Annotated in this window: 16 protein-coding genes; 8 read left to right on the top strand and 8 right to left on the bottom strand. The window is 65.2% G+C overall.

Annotated elements, in window-relative coordinates; all coding sequences use genetic code 11:
* Positions 1–29 precede the first annotated feature (29 nt).
* The 3 genes from nadC to GKE62_RS11665 are packed head-to-tail and all read left to right on the top strand — an operon-like array spanning position 30 to position 2,092.
* A complete protein-coding gene (nadC, locus tag GKE62_RS11675) occupies positions 30–890 on the top strand; it encodes a carboxylating nicotinate-nucleotide diphosphorylase (protein WP_154692394.1) in 861 nt (286 codons plus the stop codon).
* Positions 891–918: 28 nt separating this feature from the next.
* The gene (locus tag GKE62_RS11670; protein ID WP_195908361.1) at positions 919–1,389 is read left to right on the top strand and encodes a hypothetical protein; all 471 of its coding nucleotides are present in this window, start codon (positions 919–921) and stop codon (positions 1,387–1,389) included.
* Complete coding sequence (locus GKE62_RS11665) at positions 1,358–2,092, top strand: ribonuclease T (RefSeq protein WP_230206666.1); 735 nt, start codon at positions 1,358–1,360, stop codon at positions 2,090–2,092. Before GKE62_RS11670 ends, GKE62_RS11665 begins: the two co-directional genes overlap by 32 nt.
* A gap of 16 nt (positions 2,093–2,108) precedes the next feature.
* On the opposite strand, the gene GKE62_RS11660 is transcribed toward GKE62_RS11665, so the two are convergent.
* Positions 2,109–2,564: a nucleoside deaminase gene (locus GKE62_RS11660; protein WP_154692392.1), complete on the bottom strand. Its 456-nt coding sequence runs from the start codon at positions 2,562–2,564 to the stop codon at positions 2,109–2,111.
* Between the two features lie 126 nt (positions 2,565–2,690).
* On the opposite strand from GKE62_RS11660, the gene rpmB reads away from it, so the two are divergent.
* Together rpmB and GKE62_RS11650 are read left to right on the top strand one after the other, a co-directional pair.
* Complete coding sequence (gene rpmB / locus GKE62_RS11655) at positions 2,691–2,981, top strand: 50S ribosomal protein L28 (protein ID WP_154692391.1); 291 nt, start codon at positions 2,691–2,693, stop codon at positions 2,979–2,981.
* 36 nt (positions 2,982–3,017) lie between these two features.
* Positions 3,018–4,289 carry an aspartyl/asparaginyl beta-hydroxylase domain-containing protein gene (locus GKE62_RS11650; protein WP_154692390.1) on the top strand — a complete coding sequence of 424 codons (1,272 nt, stop codon included), beginning with the start codon at positions 3,018–3,020 and terminating at the stop codon, positions 4,287–4,289.
* A 76-nt stretch (positions 4,290–4,365) separates the two neighbouring features.
* Here the strand turns inward: GKE62_RS11650 and GKE62_RS11645 are convergent, their stop codons facing one another.
* Positions 4,366–7,332 carry a TonB-dependent receptor domain-containing protein gene (locus GKE62_RS11645; RefSeq protein ID WP_195908360.1) on the bottom strand — a complete coding sequence of 989 codons (2,967 nt, stop codon included), beginning with the start codon at positions 7,330–7,332 and terminating at the stop codon, positions 4,366–4,368.
* A gap of 318 nt (positions 7,333–7,650) precedes the next feature.
* On the opposite strand from GKE62_RS11645, the gene GKE62_RS11640 reads away from it, so the two are divergent.
* The gene (locus GKE62_RS11640) at positions 7,651–8,178 is read left to right on the top strand and encodes a hypothetical protein (protein WP_154692388.1); all 528 of its coding nucleotides are present in this window, start codon (positions 7,651–7,653) and stop codon (positions 8,176–8,178) included.
* An 86-nt stretch (positions 8,179–8,264) separates the two neighbouring features.
* On the opposite strand, the gene GKE62_RS11635 is transcribed toward GKE62_RS11640, so the two are convergent.
* The 4 genes from GKE62_RS11635 to xseA form a co-directional block, all read right to left on the bottom strand.
* A complete protein-coding gene (locus GKE62_RS11635) occupies positions 8,265–11,345 on the bottom strand; it encodes a TonB-dependent siderophore receptor (protein WP_154692387.1) in 3,081 nt (1,026 codons plus the stop codon).
* Between the two features lie 336 nt (positions 11,346–11,681).
* A complete protein-coding gene (locus GKE62_RS11630; RefSeq protein ID WP_230206665.1) occupies positions 11,682–12,488 on the bottom strand; it encodes a M23 family metallopeptidase in 807 nt (268 codons plus the stop codon).
* 101 nt (positions 12,489–12,589) lie between these two features.
* A complete protein-coding gene (locus GKE62_RS11625; RefSeq protein ID WP_154692385.1) occupies positions 12,590–12,790 on the bottom strand; it encodes a DUF2093 domain-containing protein in 201 nt (66 codons plus the stop codon).
* Positions 12,791–12,816: 26 nt separating this feature from the next.
* Positions 12,817–14,265, bottom strand: coding sequence for an exodeoxyribonuclease VII large subunit (xseA, locus tag GKE62_RS11620; protein WP_154692384.1), 1,449 nt, complete (start codon positions 14,263–14,265; stop codon positions 12,817–12,819).
* Here xseA and purD point away from each other — a divergent pair.
* On the top strand, positions 14,264–15,562 hold the full coding sequence (gene purD / locus GKE62_RS11615; RefSeq protein ID WP_154692383.1) for a phosphoribosylamine--glycine ligase: 1,299 nt from the start codon (positions 14,264–14,266) through the stop codon (positions 15,560–15,562). The genes xseA and purD overlap by 2 nt on opposite strands.
* Positions 15,563–15,616: 54 nt before the next feature.
* Here purD and GKE62_RS11610 read toward each other — a convergent pair whose 3' ends face one another.
* Positions 15,617–16,477: a metallophosphoesterase gene (locus tag GKE62_RS11610; RefSeq protein ID WP_154692382.1), complete on the bottom strand. Its 861-nt coding sequence runs from the start codon at positions 16,475–16,477 to the stop codon at positions 15,617–15,619.
* 115 nt (positions 16,478–16,592) lie between these two features.
* Positions 16,593–16,865, bottom strand: coding sequence for a hypothetical protein (locus GKE62_RS11605; RefSeq protein ID WP_230206664.1), 273 nt, complete (start codon positions 16,863–16,865; stop codon positions 16,593–16,595).
* Between the two features lie 222 nt (positions 16,866–17,087).
* Between GKE62_RS11605 and GKE62_RS11600 the strand changes: the two genes are divergently transcribed.
* Complete coding sequence (locus GKE62_RS11600) at positions 17,088–17,372, top strand: UrcA family protein (protein WP_154692381.1); 285 nt, start codon at positions 17,088–17,090, stop codon at positions 17,370–17,372.
* The last annotated feature ends 52 nt before the right edge of the window (positions 17,373–17,424 follow it).

The following is a 17,424-nucleotide window of genomic DNA, read 5'->3' as shown; positions in this document are numbered from 1 at the left end:
GACCGGGTGAGTTTGCGAGTGGCGGGGAGATGAGCGCCTTCACCCTTCCCGGCTTCGACCTTCACGCCTTCGTCGCCGCTACGCTGGCCGAAGACCTTGGCGGGGGTCTGCCCGGCGGTGGGCACGACGTGACCAGCGAGAGCGTGATCCCGGCGGACGCCCGGTTCTCCGGCGTGATGGACAGCCGCGACGCGATCGTCGTGTGCGGCCTTCCCATCGCCGCCGAATTCTTCCGCACGCTAGACCCCGCGATGCGGATTGAGGTGCTGGCGGAAGAGGGCGCAAGGGTACCTCCCGGATCCGACCTGATGCGGCTCGAAGGCAATGCCCGCGCAATGCTCACCGCCGAACGCAGCGCGCTTAACACCGTCCAGCATCTCTCGGGGATAGCGACGATGACGCGGGACTATGTCGAGGCGATGGCCGGTCACGCCACCTTGCTCGATACCCGCAAGACAATCCCCGGCCTGCGTCTCCTGGAGAAGTACGCGACCCGCACGGGCGGGGCGCAAAACCACCGGATGGGGCTGTGGGACGCCGCGATGATCAAGGACAACCATGTCCTCGTCGCGGGCGGCGTGGCCGAGGCGGTGCGCCGGGCGAAGGATGCCGGGGTCGCCGAAATCATCTGCGAAGTCGACCGGATCGACCAGATCGAACCGGCACTCGCAGCAGGGGCGACATGGTTGCTGCTCGACAATATGGATGCGGCGATGCTGCGCGAGGCCGTGGCGCTGGTCGCGGGCCGGGTGCCGAGCGAGGCAAGCGGCGGGGTCCGTCTCGACACCATTGCCGCGGTCGCCGCCACGGGCGTAACTTACGTCTCGGTCGGCCGCCTGACCCAAAGCGCCCCCGCAGCCGATATCGGTCTGGACTTCACGCCGCTGTAGGCTTGCGTTCGCGCAGCCCCGCGCTAGCGTGCCGACCATCAACGGGGAACCGATCATGCGTCCACAATCGATCGAATTATTCGAAAAGGTCTATCTCGGCGCGATTGTGATCGGGTTGATCAACACGGCTCTGAGCTGGAGCCAGGTCAACGCGATGCTGAACGATCCGCGCGCGCAAGCTGCAGGATTGGGTACCGGGACGCTGGTGTTCGGCGTTTTCGTGGGCGTCCTGATCCCGTTGCTGCTTTGGTACTTCGTCGCCCGCAGGGCGAGCAACGTCGCCAAGTGGATCTACGTGGTTCTGACCGCGCTGGGATTGTTCGGGTTCCTCAGCTCGCTCGCCAACCCGTTGGTGCCCAAGGGCCTGGTCACGTTGCTCGGTGCGCTCGCGGTGCTCCTGCAAGTCTATGGGGCCTGGCTGCTGTTCCGGCCGGACGCGGTGGCGTGGCTGGAAAGCAAGGGTGTGGATGGACCAGGCGATCCGAAGACTTTCGACTAGCCTGGCCGCGGTTTCGGCACTGGCCGCGGCGCTGCTGGCTCCCGCGGCGGCATCGGCTCAAGCCTATAAGTGCCGCATGCCTGCCGACATCGGTCGCATCGCAAGGACTCGCGCGGACGCTGAGGCGCAGCGCGTCCCGATCGCCGGTTATACCCTAGCCCTGACCTGGGCTCCTGAGTTCTGCCGCGGCAAAGAGCGCGATCCGGCCCACCGCCTCCAATGCTCGGGCGCCACAGGGCGGTTCGGCTTCGTGGTCCACGGATTGTGGCCCGAAGGCGTGGCCAGATCGCCGCAATGGTGCCGCGCCGTGCCCGCGCCGACGTCCGCCGCGGTGCGCGGTCAGTTGTGCCGAACCCCTTCGGTCGGGCTGATCGCGCACGAATGGGCCAAGCATGGCAGCTGCATGGCGCGCGACGCGGCGGGCTATTTCCGCGTCAGCAACATCCTTTCCGACGCCATGCGCTACCCGCCGATTGAACGCCTGTCGCGCGACCGCGGGCTGACCGCCGGCGCACTGCGCGAAGCGCTCGCCAAGGCCAATCCTGGTCGCCCGGCCTCCAGCTTCGGGCTGCTGACCAGCCGCAGCGGCTGGCTGCGCGAGATTCGCGTCTGCCTCGACCGGCGCTTTCGTCCGGCTCGTTGCAAGGCCCAGCAGATGGGGCCGCGTGATGCCTCGTCGCTCAAGATCTGGCGGGGATTGTAAGGATTTTCGTACATTCCTATCGCCTTTCGGCGAAGAAGCTCCGCAACAGCCCGGCAGCCTCATCCTCGCCCATGCCAGCATAGATCTCGGGGCGGTGCAGGCATTGGTCGTGCGCGAACACGCGGGCGCCGTGTTCGACCGCGCCGCCTTTGGGATCGGGCGCGGCGTAATAGAGGCGGGCGATGCGAGCATGAGCGATCGCTCCCGCGCACATCGCGCACGGCTCGAGTGTGACCCACAACTCGCAGCCGTCGAGCCGTTCGCCGCCAAGCGCGTGCGCGGCAGCGCGAATGGCCAGAACCTCGGCGTGCGCGGTGGGATCGGACAGTCCGCGCGGGGCGTTGTGCGCCGCGGCAACCACCGCCCCGTCCCTGACCACCACCGCGCCAACAGGCACCTCGCCCGCCAGCGCGCCGATCCGCGCCTGGTCAAGCGCCGCGCGCATCGCGGACGAGAGGGGCCAGTTCGCCATCGCGCGGCGCTAGCCCGCGGTCCTATCCCCGCGCAACCCCGACCGCGCGACCTTGACCGTGGGGGGGTGAATCGCTATGCGCCGCGCTTTCCAGCGAACCCCGCTAATTTTCGAGAGTGTTCAGCCATGTCGCGCATCTGTGAACTGACCGGTAAGGGTCGTCAGGTCGGCCACAACGTCAGCCACGCCAACAACAAGACCAAGCGGGTGTTCCTGCCCAACCTGCAGAACGTCACGCTGATGAGCGAGAAGCTGGATCGCAGCTACAAGTTCCGCGTCTCGGCCCACGGGCTGCGCTCGGTCGAGCATGTCGGCGGGCTGGACAACTGGCTGGTCAAGACCTCGGACGAAAAGCTCAGCGCCACCGCGCTGAAGGTGAAGCGCGAACTGACCAAGGCCGCAAAGGCTGCTGCCTGAGATAACTCGGCGACCATGCCGCCACAGCTTTAAGAGATGGCGGCGGATCGCGGCCTGAATATCGAGGCTTTGCGCCACGGCGCGCGTCAGGCGTCCGCTGCTGGAAATCGCGCGGGTGCGATGGAGGCCTGGTCCCAACTTCTGATCGAGAGGCCGGACGATGCCGAGGCCGCAAACGCTCTCGGCAACCTGGCCTTGTCGGCGGGCGACGTTCAGGCGGCGCGGAGTTTTCTCGAACGCGCCGTGAACGCCGATCCGGGTCAACCGGCGCTGCTGTTCAATCTGGCGGCCGCCTGCAGCGGCTGCGACGATCCTTTGGCAGCGTTGAGCGCTCTCGACCGAGCCTTGGCTGCCGATCCCTACTTCGTGCAAGCGCTATACCAAAAGGGCGTGGTCCTGGCTGGGATCGGCCAAGCGCGCGAGGCGGCGCAAGTGTTCCGCGACCTGCTCGATACCGTACCTGATGCCATTCGCGACGATCCTCGCTTCGCTGCGATGATGACCCGTGCGACCGATGCTGTTGCCGCCGATGGCCGTACTCTTGCGACAGCGATTAAGGCGCGCGTCGCCCCGCCCAGTCGGCGGACCTCGGCCGCCATTGCGAATATCACCGGCGACGGACCGCTCTATCGCTCAGAACCGACGTTTCTCACGGTGCCCGAACTTCCCTCGATCCCGTTCCTGGAGCGGGACGACATTCCTTGGCTCGATCAGCTGGAGGCCGACTGGGTAGCCCTGCGCGACGAAGCCGCCGGCCTGATTGTGGATGCCGAACGGTTCGCGCCTTACGTCGCGAACCCGCCCGGTACCCCGCTGAATCAATGGGACAAGCTCGATCACAACCGCGACTGGGGGGCGCTGTTCTTCTGGCACCACGGTCGCCGCGATGGCGAAGCCGCGGCACAATTGCCTCGAACCGCGGCCATGCTGGACCGGATGCCGCTCCTGCGCCTCGATGGGCGAGGTCCCAATGCTTTTCTCTCGCGGCTTGCACCGCGGACCAAGATACCCGCGCATCATGGAGTCACCAATGCCCGGCTCACGGTCCATCTGCCGCTCATAGTGCCTCAGGGCTGCGGCTTCCGTGTCGGGGGTGAGACGCGCGAGTGGCTGCCGGGTCGCGCTTGGGTGTTCGACGATACGATCGAGCACGAGGCATGGAACGACAGCGACGAGCCGCGCGTCATCCTGATCTTCGACATCTGGCATCCCTTGCTGGATGCGGCGGAGCGCGACTACCTCGCCACGGCACTGCGCACCTATGACGAACATTACGGGCGCGCGCGGAATGCGGGCGACGAGTTCTAGCTAACGTTTGTCGCGGCAGGGCAAGAAAAGGGCGCCGGATCGAAATCCGGCGCCCCATTGTTGCTCACTGCGAGTCTCAGAACAACTTGAACGTAACGCCCACGTTGAAATAGCGGCCGATCGTATCGTACGTCCCGGGGAACGTGTTGCCGCTATTTTGAGTGGTCGCACCATAATCGTTGCCGACCACCGGAGGCTTCTTGCCGAAGAGGTTGTCGACGCCGACGCGGAAGTTGAAGCGATCGTTGGGCTCCCACCGCATGGACACATCGAAGTAGTCGTAGGCCTTGATCTTGGGCACCACGAAGGCGCTGGCGGGCTGGAAATTGTATCCGACATCGCCAGTGATGGTGTCGTTCGTGATCGAACTCATATGCCGCCAGGAGACCTGGAGCAGGGTCTTGTCCCACTCGATCCCGGTGGTCTGGAGCCAGCGCCACTTCGGATCGGGGTTGGCGCAAGTCTTGCCGACCAGGCCCACGCAATCGTAAGTTCGCAGGACATTCGCGAACTGCACCTGCGACTTGAGCTGACGGGTCAGGTTGAGGCCGAGGATCAGGTCGAGATCTTCGGCCAACGATGCCCGATAGCTCGCGATGAAGTCGATCCCGCGCGAGCGCAGCAGACCGATGTTGCGGCGCGTTGCGTCAACTCCGTAGATATTGTCGCCTTCGAGCGAGCCGTCGCTCTGGTTGCGGAAGATCTGCGAGCAGAACGGCCCCGTTGCGTTGCGTTCGGCATAGTAACACGCATCGAGGATGGCCTGCTCGGGCGTCGCCAGGATGGCCTTCTTCACCTTGATGTCGAAGTAATCGACCGAAACGTTGAGCCCCGGAACCCACGAGGGCTGAAACACCGCGCCGATCGTAATGGTGTCGGCCTTCTCGGGAACCAGATTGGGGTTACCCCCCGAGAAGTTGTTGACCTGCCCTGACGTCGGCTGGGCGATGGTGCCAACTTGTGCGGCCGTCATCCCGCCGCCAACGGTCTGGCACAATTGCCGCAGTGTGGCGTCACTGGCGTTAAACGTTCCCGCAGCGCAAGGGTCGAACAGCGCGTCACCAGTTCCGGCGGTGCGAGGAAGACCGATCTCCTGCAGATTGGGCGCCCGCACTGCGCGCTGATACATTGCCCGGAAGCGCAGCTCCTCGATCGGCTTCCAGTCGCCACCGATCTTGTAGGTCCAGTTGCTGAAACTGTTCGAGAAGCTGTTGATCATCCCGTTAAGCGGGCTGGTATCGACGATCGTGCTGTTCTTGTAGTCCGAATAGCGGAAGCCTGCTTCCAGCCCGAGAGAACGGAGGAATGGCCGGTCCTCGACGATCGGAATCTTGATTTCGCCGTAGACTTCCTTGACGTTGAACTTGGCGTTGACCCGCGACGACGAGCCATAGCCGATGGCATTACCCAGAAGGTAGTCGAGATCCGGACGGGCGATGCCCTTTTCCTTGCGATATTCCGCGCCGAGCACGAACGCCGCCGGACGCGATTCGATCAGCCCAAAGGGAAGATCGCCGCTGATGAAGCCGCCAAAGACGTACTGATCGTTGTGGTCCTTCTCGGAAATGCCGAACTTGATGTAATCGGCAGCAGCCTGGCTGAGCGTGCCGAAGCCGAACAAGTTGGCAGGAACGCAGCCGTTGGCGGGGTTGGTGCAGACCGGGCCGCTCGGACCCTGAACGACCAGCAGCGCTTGCTGCAGGTTGGTCAGCGAAACATCATTGAGAAACGCCTGATCGCGGTTGGAACGACCGTACTGCCCGAACACCTCCCAGTGCAGGGCTTCGCCGATGTCGCCGCGGAACCCGGCGACGCCTTGATAAGCCTCGCTCTTATAGGACGAGGCGCGCGGACCCAGCTCGGTGATCCGGCGGCGGACCCCGAGGCGCACGATCCCGTCGTTGGCTACCGCATCGCCATTGGTCGTGCCGTCATCGAACTGAGCGAGGATCGCGCGCGCACCGGCCGCGTTCGGGTTTACCGCGGGATCGAGGAACGGGTTGGTGCGGTAGTTGATGTTGAAGCTGAACCCGAACGTGCCCGAAGACCCGATTTCGGTCTGGATCTTGGTCTTGCCGTACGAACCGCGCGCGAAGAACTCGATGTTGTCGGTCAGCTCGTAGTTGGCGAGGACGGTCGCGGTCCACTTTTCCTGCGGCACCTGAAGCAGGTTCTGCGGGTTGAAATTGAAGCTGTCACGCGCGCCGCTGTAAGGCACGAACCCGCCGGGGGTGAAGGTGTAGCGACCGTTGGGCGTGTCAATCGACCCAAACGCGTTGGTCGAGCTGCCGCCAGGCGAGAAGTCCGCCGCTGCAAGCGCGAAGGTGGAGAACGCACGGTCGCCCTGCGTGACCTTGAAGACCTTGGTGTAACCGCCACTCGCGATCAAGTGGCCGCGATCGCCCAGATTGATGCCGCCGGTCAGCGACGCCTGGTACTGGGGGCCGTCATGGTGGCTGCTGATACCAGCCGAGGCATTTCCTTCAAGCCCCTCGAAATCGTCCTTCAGGATGAAGTTGACGACGCCGGCGACGGCGTCCGAACCGTACACCGCCGAAGCGCCGCCGGTCACCACCTCGACCCGGCTGATCAGCGCGGCGGGGATCATGTTGAGGTCGACGATGCCGTTGGAATCGTAAGGCACGAAGCGCTTGCCATCGACCAGCACCAGCGTGCGTTCTTCACCCAGATTGCGCAAGTTGACGGTTGCGACGCCGACGTTGCCGTTGTTGGTGTTCTGGCCGATGCCGGGGACGGCCTGCGGGATCTGGCGAAGAAGTTCCTCGACGCCCGGCTTGTTGGCGAGCTGTAGCTGCTCACCGCCGACGACGGAGACCGGGCTTGCGGCGGTAAGATCGGGGCGGTTGATGCGCGACCCGGTGACAACGATCGTGCCTTGGGGAGCATCGGCGGTTTCCGATGTCTGCGCGTCCTGCGGAGCAGCATCCTGGGCCAGCGCGGGGGTGGCGGCAAATAGCGCCGCGGCCCCGCCGGCGAGGCACGTGGCGCTGACGAGGAGCGATTTGATCTGAGTGGTTTTCACCAGTGTTGTTCCCTGTGCTTGGCGCGACATTGGCTACCGCGCGATTTTCCTGATCGACCAGATTGCGCGCCCACGCGCACCCGGTCACAAGTCATGGATGGAAAGTGGCGCATGCGGCCAAGCGGTTCAAAGGAATTGCACGAGTCGTGGCTTTTTCGGCGCGCGCTGTTGCGCGGTTATCACACTGAGCAATTTTGTTGCACCTATGATTCACTGGCCGAAACCTGAGTGATGGTGGGACGGCGATCGCGAAAGGTGCAAAGATTGACCTCGCCCCGCCATCGCTCCACCATCGTCCCGGATCACGGAGATCGTACCATGAACAAAAGCCTGCTAACAATCGGTGTGGCGGCGTTGGGCTGCGGAGCCGTCGCCGCAGTGGCCGCCGACAACGCGCCCCCGCCAGTGTTGATGAAATCGGTTCTGGCGTGTCGCGCGCTGGGCAACGACGGAGCCCGGCTCGCCTGCTTCGACCGTGCGGTATCCGAACTGGACGGCGCGATCGCCCGCAACGACGTCGTCGTGGTGGACAAGGCAACGATGCGCGAGGCGCGACGCGGCATCTTCGGCTTCTCGCTGCCCAGGATCAAGCTGTTCCAAAGCGGCGATAGCGCCGCCGAACAAGTCGAATCGATCGATGCGAAGCTGACGGGGGTCGGGTCGAATTCGGGCGGCGGGCTCTTGCTGACGCTCGACACCGGCGCGCGCTGGCAGCAGGTCGATACCGAATACATCAACCAGCCCAAACCCGGACAGAAGATCGTCATCCGCAAGGCGACGATTAGCGGCTACATGGCCAAGATCGAGAACGGCCGCGGGTTTCGGGTCCGCCGTTTGGCGGAATAGAGCTCTTTTCGAGGCCTCATGGGCGCAAAAGAAAGGGCGGGAGACTTGGTCTCCCGCCCTTCTGGTTTGCGTGACCGCGGAAGCGATCAGTAGCGCAGGCGGACGCCGGCATAGTAGCGGCGGCCGAACACGTCGTAGGTTCCCGCCGACGTATCGGTGCCGGTGGTGTTGAATCCGCTGCCCGAAAGAATATTCGGCGCACCGTTGTCGAGCAGGTTATCGACCCCGATGTAGAACTCGAACGCGTCGGTCGGCTTGAAGCTCGTCTGCATGTCCAGGTAGAACTGGGCAGGCACGCTGACCGCATCCTTCGCGAAATCGGGAAGCAGCAGCTGATCGTCTTCGTTGGACCGACCGAAGTAGGTGCCGGTGAAGCTCAGGTCGAACTTCTCGCTCGAGTAGCCGACAGTCGCGGTGAAGCGATCCTTGGCCGCGCCGATTTCGTTCTTGAAGTTGTCCTTCGTGGGATCGCCAGGGGTCGGCTGAACGTAAGCGGTCAGCAGTCGGGTGTACGTTCCGTTGAAGCTCAGGCTGCCGGGAAGTCCGAACTTGCCATCGAGCGGCTGGCGATAGTTGACCGTGAAGTCGATGCCTTCCGATTTCAGCGCGCCGCCGTTGACCGAACCCTGGTCGATGAACTCGAGCGTACCCGCGCTGTTGACCGCGGTTGCGGCAGCCCGGCGACGGATGAACTGGCAGAAGTCCTGGTTGCCCTCGTTGAAGCACTTGTTGAGGATGACCTGACGGGGAACCCCAACGATCGCGTCCTTGATGTCGATGTTGTAGTAATCGATCCGCAAGGTGAGGTTGCGCAGCGCATCGATCGAACGCGGCGTGATGATCGCGCCGATCGTATAGCTGGTGGACTTTTCTTCACGCAGGTTCGGGTTGCCGCGGTTGAAGCCGCTGACGCTCTGCTGGTCCGACTGGTTGATATCGAACCGGCCCATCGGGTTCTGCTGGAAGTTGAGACCGTTTCCGCCTGTAACGCCGTTCTGAATGTTCGAGAGCACGCCCGCAAACGCACGGCACGTATCTCCCTTGATTCCGCCGCCGGTCGCCATCACCCCGATGCAGGGATCGGTCAGGCCAGTCGGGAAGGTCTGCGAGGGTCCAGTGAACAGTTCCCCAATGTTCGGGGCACGAACCGCGCGAGCATACGTGGCGGTAAGACGGATATCCTCGACCGGCGCCCACTCCACACCACCCGAATAGCTGTAAACGTTGCCCACCGTCGAGTAGTCGGACACGCGGCCAGCGGCGCGCAGATTAAGCTGATGGAAGAACGGCGTGTCATGAAGCACCGGAATATTGACTTCCGCGTAAGCTTCCTTGACGTCGAATGAACCAGCGGTATCGGGCAGCGCGTTGCCGCCATTGAGCCCTTGGTTGGTCAGCGAGTCGTTGTTCTCCCGGCTCTTTTCCTTACGATACTCGACGCCGACAGCGATCCCGAGCGGACCGGCCGGCAGATCGAGCAACGAGCCCGACAGGTTGGCCGTGGCGACCTGCTGCTGGATTGTAGTCTGGAAAGTCTGGTTGGCCTGGATGTAGGCCACCGCCGCCGGCGAGATCGATCCGTTACCAAAGATATTAACCGGGACGCAGCCGTTTGCCCGCGCCTGCGCGCTCGCGCACTGCGGGCCGACCGTACCAGCGATCGTGCCCGCCGGCAGCACGTCAAGCGCGTTCTGGAAGTTGGAGATGTTGATCTGGCCGTTGCCTTCCTGGCTCTCCTTGGTGCGGCCGTAGTTGTACGACACGTCCCAGTGGAACTTGTCGGCGAAGATGTCGCCTTCAAGCCCGAGCACGAAGCGGTAGAAATCGCGATCGGTGCGGCTGTTGCGCGTGCCGAACTCGAGCGCACGGCGAGAGAAGCCGACGTCCTTCAGGCCGTCGCCGTTGCCATCGACCGCCTTGTTGAAGATATCGACGGGAACGAACGGGTTGTTGACAATCGTGAACGTGCCATCGGCGTTCGTCCGGCGCGTCTGGATGTTGTACAATCCGCCCGACGGGAAAACTCCGGTCGAACCGGCCGACTGAAAGCCGAACGGCTCGATCTGACGGCTAGCCGAAGTCCGGGTGTAAGTACCCTCACCGAAGAAGCTGATGTTGTCGGCGATGTCGTAGGTCGCGCGAGTGGCAAACAGGTAACGCTGGACCGGCACCGCGATGGTGCGGAACGCTTGGCGATTGAAGCCGCGCGCGGGAAGCGCGGTGCCGGCCGGCACGCCGCAAGCGGTCGCCTGCCCGCCGCTGATCGTGCCACCGTTGGCGCTGAAGCCGCGCTCGAGCACGTTCGTCGGGCTGAAGGTGAACTGGCAGCCCCCCGCCGTAAACACGCCCTGCGGCGGCAAGCCGGAGAAGCGACCTTCGGTCGGCACGCCATAGTCTGCGGGATCGCCGGTGATGTTGATGAAAGTATCGAGATCATCGATCCGGGTATTCTTGCGCTGGCGCGAGAGGAGCTGGCCTTCGTTGGTGTAGCCGAAGTGGACCATGATATTGCCGCGGTCGTCGGCGAAGTTGGTGCCGACGGTCAGGTTGCCCTGATAGCCGGGCGTATCACCACGCTCTGTGATGTTGTACTGGCCGTTGGCCTCGAGGCCCTCAAAGTCATCCTTGTAAATGAAGTTGACCACGCCGGCGACCGCGTCCGATCCGTAGAGCGACGAAGCGCCGCCGGTCAGGATATCGATGCGCTTGACGAACTGGGCGGGGATGACATTGAGATCGACCGTAGCCGAGCCCGGCAGACCAGCGACGACGCGGCGGCCGTTGATCAGGACAAGCGTGCGGTCGGTGCCGAGGTTACGCAGATCGACGGTGGCGACCCCGGTGCCCGAGGTCAGGAACGCGGTGTTGGTGCGCGCGAAAGTCGGCGAGCCGAAGATCGGATTCTCGAGCAGAAGTTCTTGGACATTGGTGATGCCCGCCTTTTCGATCTGCTCGGCGCCCACGACCTGCACCGGCGACACCGAGGTGATCGTCGGCGACTGGATGCGCGAACCGGTGACGACGATCGACCCGCCGGAGCTGGTGTCCTCAGCCTCGGCTTGGGGCTTCGCAACTTCGGCATCCTGAGCGAGAACGGGGGCGGCAAATCCGGCGATGGCGAGCGCGCCGTGCGCGGCGGCAAGCCGCAGAAGCGAGGTGGTTTTCACAGATCAGTCCCTTGTTGTGACAAACGTCGAACGACGCAAAATTAGTTAGAAATCGGCCCTGTGCGGGGGGGTTTGACCTGCCTGGCCAGCGACAATAGCCAACTGGATGACGGATTCTTGCCCGAACCGGATGGCTCAATCTGGCGGAAACAACGGGTTGATTCAAAGCGCTTGATGGTTTGGTCGGCGATTCCAGCAGCGGTGTGGCGTTTATGTTACAGGAAGATGGCGGCACCGACTGCGCCGCGGAAACCCTAGACTTTCGACTGCTGCTTCTTGATTACAAGAACGCCACAATGCGCGATATTTAATTTCAATTGCACCCTTCTTGGGTTTTCATTTGGCCAAGGTGGGAGGCATCGGGCCGGTGAACAGGATCGGATCGAGCCGAGCGTCGCGCCATTTGAGCGACCAGTGGAGATGCGGGCCCGTGGCGCGCCCGGTCATGCCGATCAGCCCGATCGCCTGACCGCGATGGACCGCTTCGCCTGCCTTCACCAGCAGCTTGGAGGAATGCAGGAAGGCGCTGTTGAGGCCGTTGCCGTGGTCGATCATCAGCAGGTTGCCCTCGAGCGTGAACGGCGCCTCGGCGGCGAGGATCACCACCCCGTCGGCGGGGGCCACATAGGGGCTGCCGCTTCCCCCGGTGGCGATGTCGATGCCCGAATGGTACGCCCCGGGCGTGCCACGATAGACGCGCTGCGCGCCGAATCGGCCGGAAATGCGCCCGATCGCGGGCCACACGAAATCCTGCCGCCAGCCCTGGCTGCCGGTGACGACACCGCGCGCGGTCTTGATTTGGGCCAGTTCGATTGCGCGGCGTCGTTCGTATTCGGCGCTGCGCAGCTCGCCGGGGCGCGGGGCGACCGCGACATTCTCGATCTCCCACGCCCGAGGGGCGATCGTCAGCGCGGCGGTGACGCTACGCCCGTCACCGAGACGCGCGATCAGGGTGGCGGCGGGGGGGGCATCGCGATCGAAAGCGACGAGGAAGCCGCCGTCGGGCGCGACATCGACCGGCGCGCCATCGAGCGTCAACGCGACGGTGCCGCCGGGAACCGTGCCCTTGAGCCATCCGCCCTGGGTAAGCTCGCCCGCGTAGACGAACGTCGCGGGGCCGCGCGCCTGCGGCGGCGCGGGCACGGCCCGCAATGCCGCGGTGACTGGGCCGGGTCGATCACTGCTTCCGGCGGTCGCGCCCGTGCACCCGCTAGCAAGCGCCAGCAGTGCGAACCTCAGCCGCCTCACCCGGCGAGTGCGCGCCGGGTCGCGAGTTCCGCGCTGGCGTAGGCTTCCTGGCGGGTCACGCTCCAGTAGCGCAGCATCTCGAGAGCGATCCGCTCACCGCTGACCGCGCAAGTCACGTGGTCGCCGGGGCTGAGCACCCGGAAACCGTTGGGCTGGTAGAGGAGGCGCGCTTCGCGGTCACGGGGGGACATCAACATGGCGCGATCCTAGCAAGTCCGGCGCATCAGAACAAATCGCCTTGACGGGCGGGCGTCGCGTCCGCTCGCGAAGCGCGCGAGCGAGCACCGGCGGGCGCGACCGTGAGATCGGCGTCGGCGAACTTGAGGGTCAGGGCGGGCTCCCGAGCGGCGGCGGCGGCGGTCTTCATGGTCTGCCCATTTGCACCCAGGACGCGGGCAAAGCCCCGGGCCAGGGGGAGATCGGGATCGAGCTGGGGCAACATGCGCCCCAGCGATGCCAGGCGATCGCCGGCGAGGCGCAGCCGGCCTTCCAGCAGCGCCGGCGCAAGCCGGCTGCGCCCCAGCGCCTCGCGTGCGACAGCGAGCCGGTTGGCGACGAGCGCGGGCCGCAACGCCCCGGCATCGCGCGCGAGCCGTCCGCGCGCCACTTCGGTGCGGTGGGCAAGCCCGCGTCGTAGCCGCTCCGCCAGATCGTCGAGGCGTTGCGCGCGCTGGGCCCACAGGGCCTGCGGCCGGGGCAGACGCTCGACCCGCGCCGCCAGCCGCTCGCGCGCCAGCGACAGCGTGCGTTGCTGCCCGCGACGGTAGCGCAAGGTCAGCTCGCCGATCAGGTTGGTGAGTTCGGCATGGACCGGCACCGCCAGTTCGGCGGCGGCGGTCGGGGTCGGCGCGCGCAAGTCGGCAGCGAAGTCGGCCAAGGTGGTGTCGGTCTCGTGGCCTATCGCGGAGATCACCGGGATCGTACTCGCGGCGATCGCACGGACCACCGCTTCCTCGTTGAAGGCCCACAAGTCCTCGATCGAGCCACCGCCGCGCGCGACGATCACCAGGTCGGGGCGAGGGACCGCGCCGTGCTCGGACAGTCCGGAAAAGCCGCGCACCGCAGCCGCGACCTGGCTCACGGCGTCCTGGCCCTGAACCAGCACCGGCCACACCAGCACGCGCGTGGGGAAGCGGTCCGACAAGCGGTGGAGGATGTCACGGATCACCGCCCCGGTGGGCGAGGTCACCACGCCGATGACCCGCGGCAGGAAGGGTAGCGAGCGCTTCCGCGCAGAATCGAACAGCCCCTCGCGCTCGAGCCGAGCCTTGAGCTTGGCCAAGAGCGCAAGCAAGGCGCCCTCGCCGGCGATCTCCATCCGCTCGATTACGATCTGGTAGGTCGAGCGGCCGGGATAAGTGGTCAGCTTACCGCTGACGACGACCTCGACCCCGTCCTCGGGCACGAAGGCCAGCCGCGCGGCGCTGCCGCGCCACATCACCCCGTCAATCCGCGCGCCCTCGTCCTTGAGGCTGCAATAGAAATGGCCCGAGGCCGCGCGCTTGACGCCCGACAGCTCGCCGCGCAGGCGGACGAAGCCGAAGCGGTCCTCGACCGTGCGCTTGAGCCGAGCGGAAAGCTCGCTGACGCTCAGTGGCTCGGCGTTGTCGCCGGGGCGGCTGGCGGCTAGGAGCGCGCCTTCGTCATCGTCGTCCATCGGAAAGCTACTCATGAACATCCTGCTGCTGGGCTCGGGCGGACGTGAACATGCGCTGGCATGGAAGCTCGCGCAATCGCCCCTCTGCAAGGGATCTGGCGGTACGCTCTATGCCGCGCCCGGCAATCCGGGAATAGCGCAGGAGGCGGAGCTGGTCGCGCTCGACGCCGGCGATCACCGCGCGGTGATTGCCTTCTGCGAGGCGCGGCAGATCGGGCTGGTGGTGATCGGGCCGGAGGCACCGCTGGTCGATGGGCTGGGAGATTCGTTGCGCGCTGCAGGACTGGCGGTGTTCGGTCCCTCGCGCGCGGCCGCGCAACTGGAAGGCTCCAAAGGCTTCACCAAGGACCTGTGCGCCCGCGCGGGCATTCCCACTGCGCGCTACGACCGGGCGACCGCGCTCGACGCCGCACTGACCGCGCTCGACGGCCACGCGCTGCCGGTGGTGATCAAGGCGGATGGGCTGGCCGCGGGCAAGGGTGTGGTGATAGCGCAAACCCGCAGCGAAGCGGAGGCCGCGCTCGCCGATATGTTCGACGGACAATTCGGAGACGCAGGCGCGGAAGTGGTGATCGAAGAATTCCTCGAGGGCGAGGAAGCAAGCTTCTTCGCGCTAACCGACGGCGCAACAATCGTGCCGTTTGGATCGGCGCAGGACCACAAGCGCGTCGGCGAGGGAGACACCGGTCCCAACACCGGCGGGATGGGCGCCTACAGTCCGGCGCGAGTGCTGACCCCGCTGCTCGAAGGCGAAGTGATCGAGCGGATCATAGCGCCCACGGTACGGGCGATGAAGGAAGCGGGCACGCCCTATTCAGGGGTTCTCTACGCCGGGTTGATGCTCACTCGCGACGGTCCCAAGCTTATCGAATACAACGCCCGCTTCGGCGATCCCGAATGCCAGGTGCTGATGTTGAGGCTTGAAGACGACCTCGCCGAACTGCTGCTCGCCTGCGCCGAGAACCGGCTGGCAGCGTGCGCCCCACCTAGGTTTTCGCCCGGCACCGCGTTGACCGTCGTGTTGGCGGCAAGCGGTTACCCAGGTGTTGCGAAGAAAGGCGGGCGGATCGACGGACTGGCGGCGGCCGAACTTGACGGGGCCAAAGTCTTTCAGGCCGGAACCGCGCTATGCGAGGGCGCGCTGGTCGCCAACGGGGGACGCGTGCTCAACGTTACCGCGTTGGGTGCGTCGGTTCGCGAGGCGCAGCAAAAAGCGTATCGCGCAATCGATCTGATCGATTTTCCCGACGGCTTTTGTCGCCGCGACATCGGCTGGCGGGAGATCGAGCGCGAGGCCGCGGCTGCGACTTAGGGTCTTTCCGAGTTTCGTCGGTTCGGCGCCAGCGACAACCGAAACGGAAAAACTCTAATGCACCGGCGGGTCGTGCTCCGGGACGGTCGCGACCGGCGCCACGGGATCGGCGGGCTGGCGCGGCGGGAGCGCGTTTTCGGGCACCCGGCCGATCTGCATCGCGCGCGTCGGCACCGCTTCGACGTTGCGCACGGTCACCGCGATTCCCGCATCGGTTATCGTCAACTCGTTAAAGCTGGCCGGCGAGGAGCGAATGCGCTTCGACAGCGTGCCCGCGCCGATCATCCGCAGCCGACCGGAGGGCGTCGGCTGGTCGAGATCGAAGGCATCGTGCACGTGGCCGGTGAGGATCGCGAGGATGTCGCGCTTGGCCAATTCGGCCATTGCCGCCCCGCCGTTGATCGTCAGCCGCTTGCCGCGCGGATCGCGCTCGGTCAGCGGATGGTGCGCGGTGACCAGCGCACGCGTCCCTTTGGGCAACGCGTCGAGCGCGGCCAGCGTCTCGGTCAGCGCGGCGCGGGTGACCCAACCGTTCGACCACGGAAAGCGCCATTGCGCGCGCGCCACGGTCTTGAGCGGGACGATCGCCAGCCCTGGCAGGTCGATCTGCTTTTCCAGCAGCGCCTCGATCGCGCGGAACCGCCGATAGGGAGCGACGAAACGTTCGAGCAGATTGAAATAAGGCATGTCGTGGTTGCCGACCTCGACCGTCACCGGCGGACCCAGCGACGAGATCCAGCTGCATGCCGCGGCGAACTCGCGGTGGCGCGCGCGCATGGTCAAATCGCCCGTGATGCAAATCGCAGCGGGCTTTTCCTCGACGATGCAGCGTTCGACCCAGGCGAGCGCGGCCTCGTCCTCCAGCCCGAAGTGGATATCGCTGAGGTGGAAGAGAACGATGGATGGCGTAGTCATACGACGCGGGGATGGCGAGTTGCAGGGGTCATTTCAACCGCATCAGGCGCAAACGTTCGGGATCTATCCCCCACGATCGGGCGTTCGAACGCCGATACCCTTTCGCCAATTCCCGTCACAGCCGTCCGGTGAGGATAAGCCAGGCCGAGAAGCTGTTGAGCATAGAGTAGACGATGTAGGCGACCGCCGCGGCGAAATAGTCCTGCGCGACGAACAGCAACGCGGCCAGCAGCATCAGGAATTCGACCACCAGACTGAAATTGCCGTTCAGCGCGTGGTAGAACCACGGCATTCGTCCGAGCAGCGGATGACCGCTCTCCATCACCGCCTTGTGCAGCGCGAAGTTGCCAATTCCCAGCAGGAAGGTGACCAGAATCGCCAGCGACATCCGGGGGCTATGTAGGGCAGCCTTGCAGCATTGCCAGAGTTCATGCCGTTCGGCGGCGGGATGCAGCGGTTCGTCGAGGCGAACGCGGCCCGGTCGATAGAAATCGCACTCCGATCGACCTTGGCACGCGCCGCCGCGGTGCGAACGCTAGATCGAAATGGCCCGTCCGGAACCCCGCACCACCCCGCCGACCGGGCCATACTTCAAGGAGGAGAGACCGTCATGATCCGCACTTTCATCACCGCCGCCGCTTTCGCCACGTTCACCATCGCCGGCGCCGCGCAGGCCACCACGGCCACCGTCCAGACCAAGGACCTCGACCTGGCGACTGCCGAAGGTCAGGCGAAGCTCGAGGCCCGGCTTGATCGCGCCGCGCGCAACGTATGCAGCGAGATGACCACCAGCAGCCGGATCCGCGTCGTCGACAGCGAATGTGTCGCGCGTGCGCGCGCCGGGATCGAAAAGCAGGTGGCTGCCCGTCGCGCGGGTTCCTCTAACGGCGGCTGAAACCGCCGCCCTGTGGCCCGGATCGGACCAGTCCCCGATCCGGGCCGCCTTT

It is taken from the genome of Novosphingobium sp. Gsoil 351 (genome assembly GCF_009707465.1).
GTDB lineage: Bacteria > Pseudomonadota > Alphaproteobacteria > Sphingomonadales > Sphingomonadaceae > Novosphingobium.
This window is presented reverse-complemented; position numbering and strand designations above follow the sequence as displayed.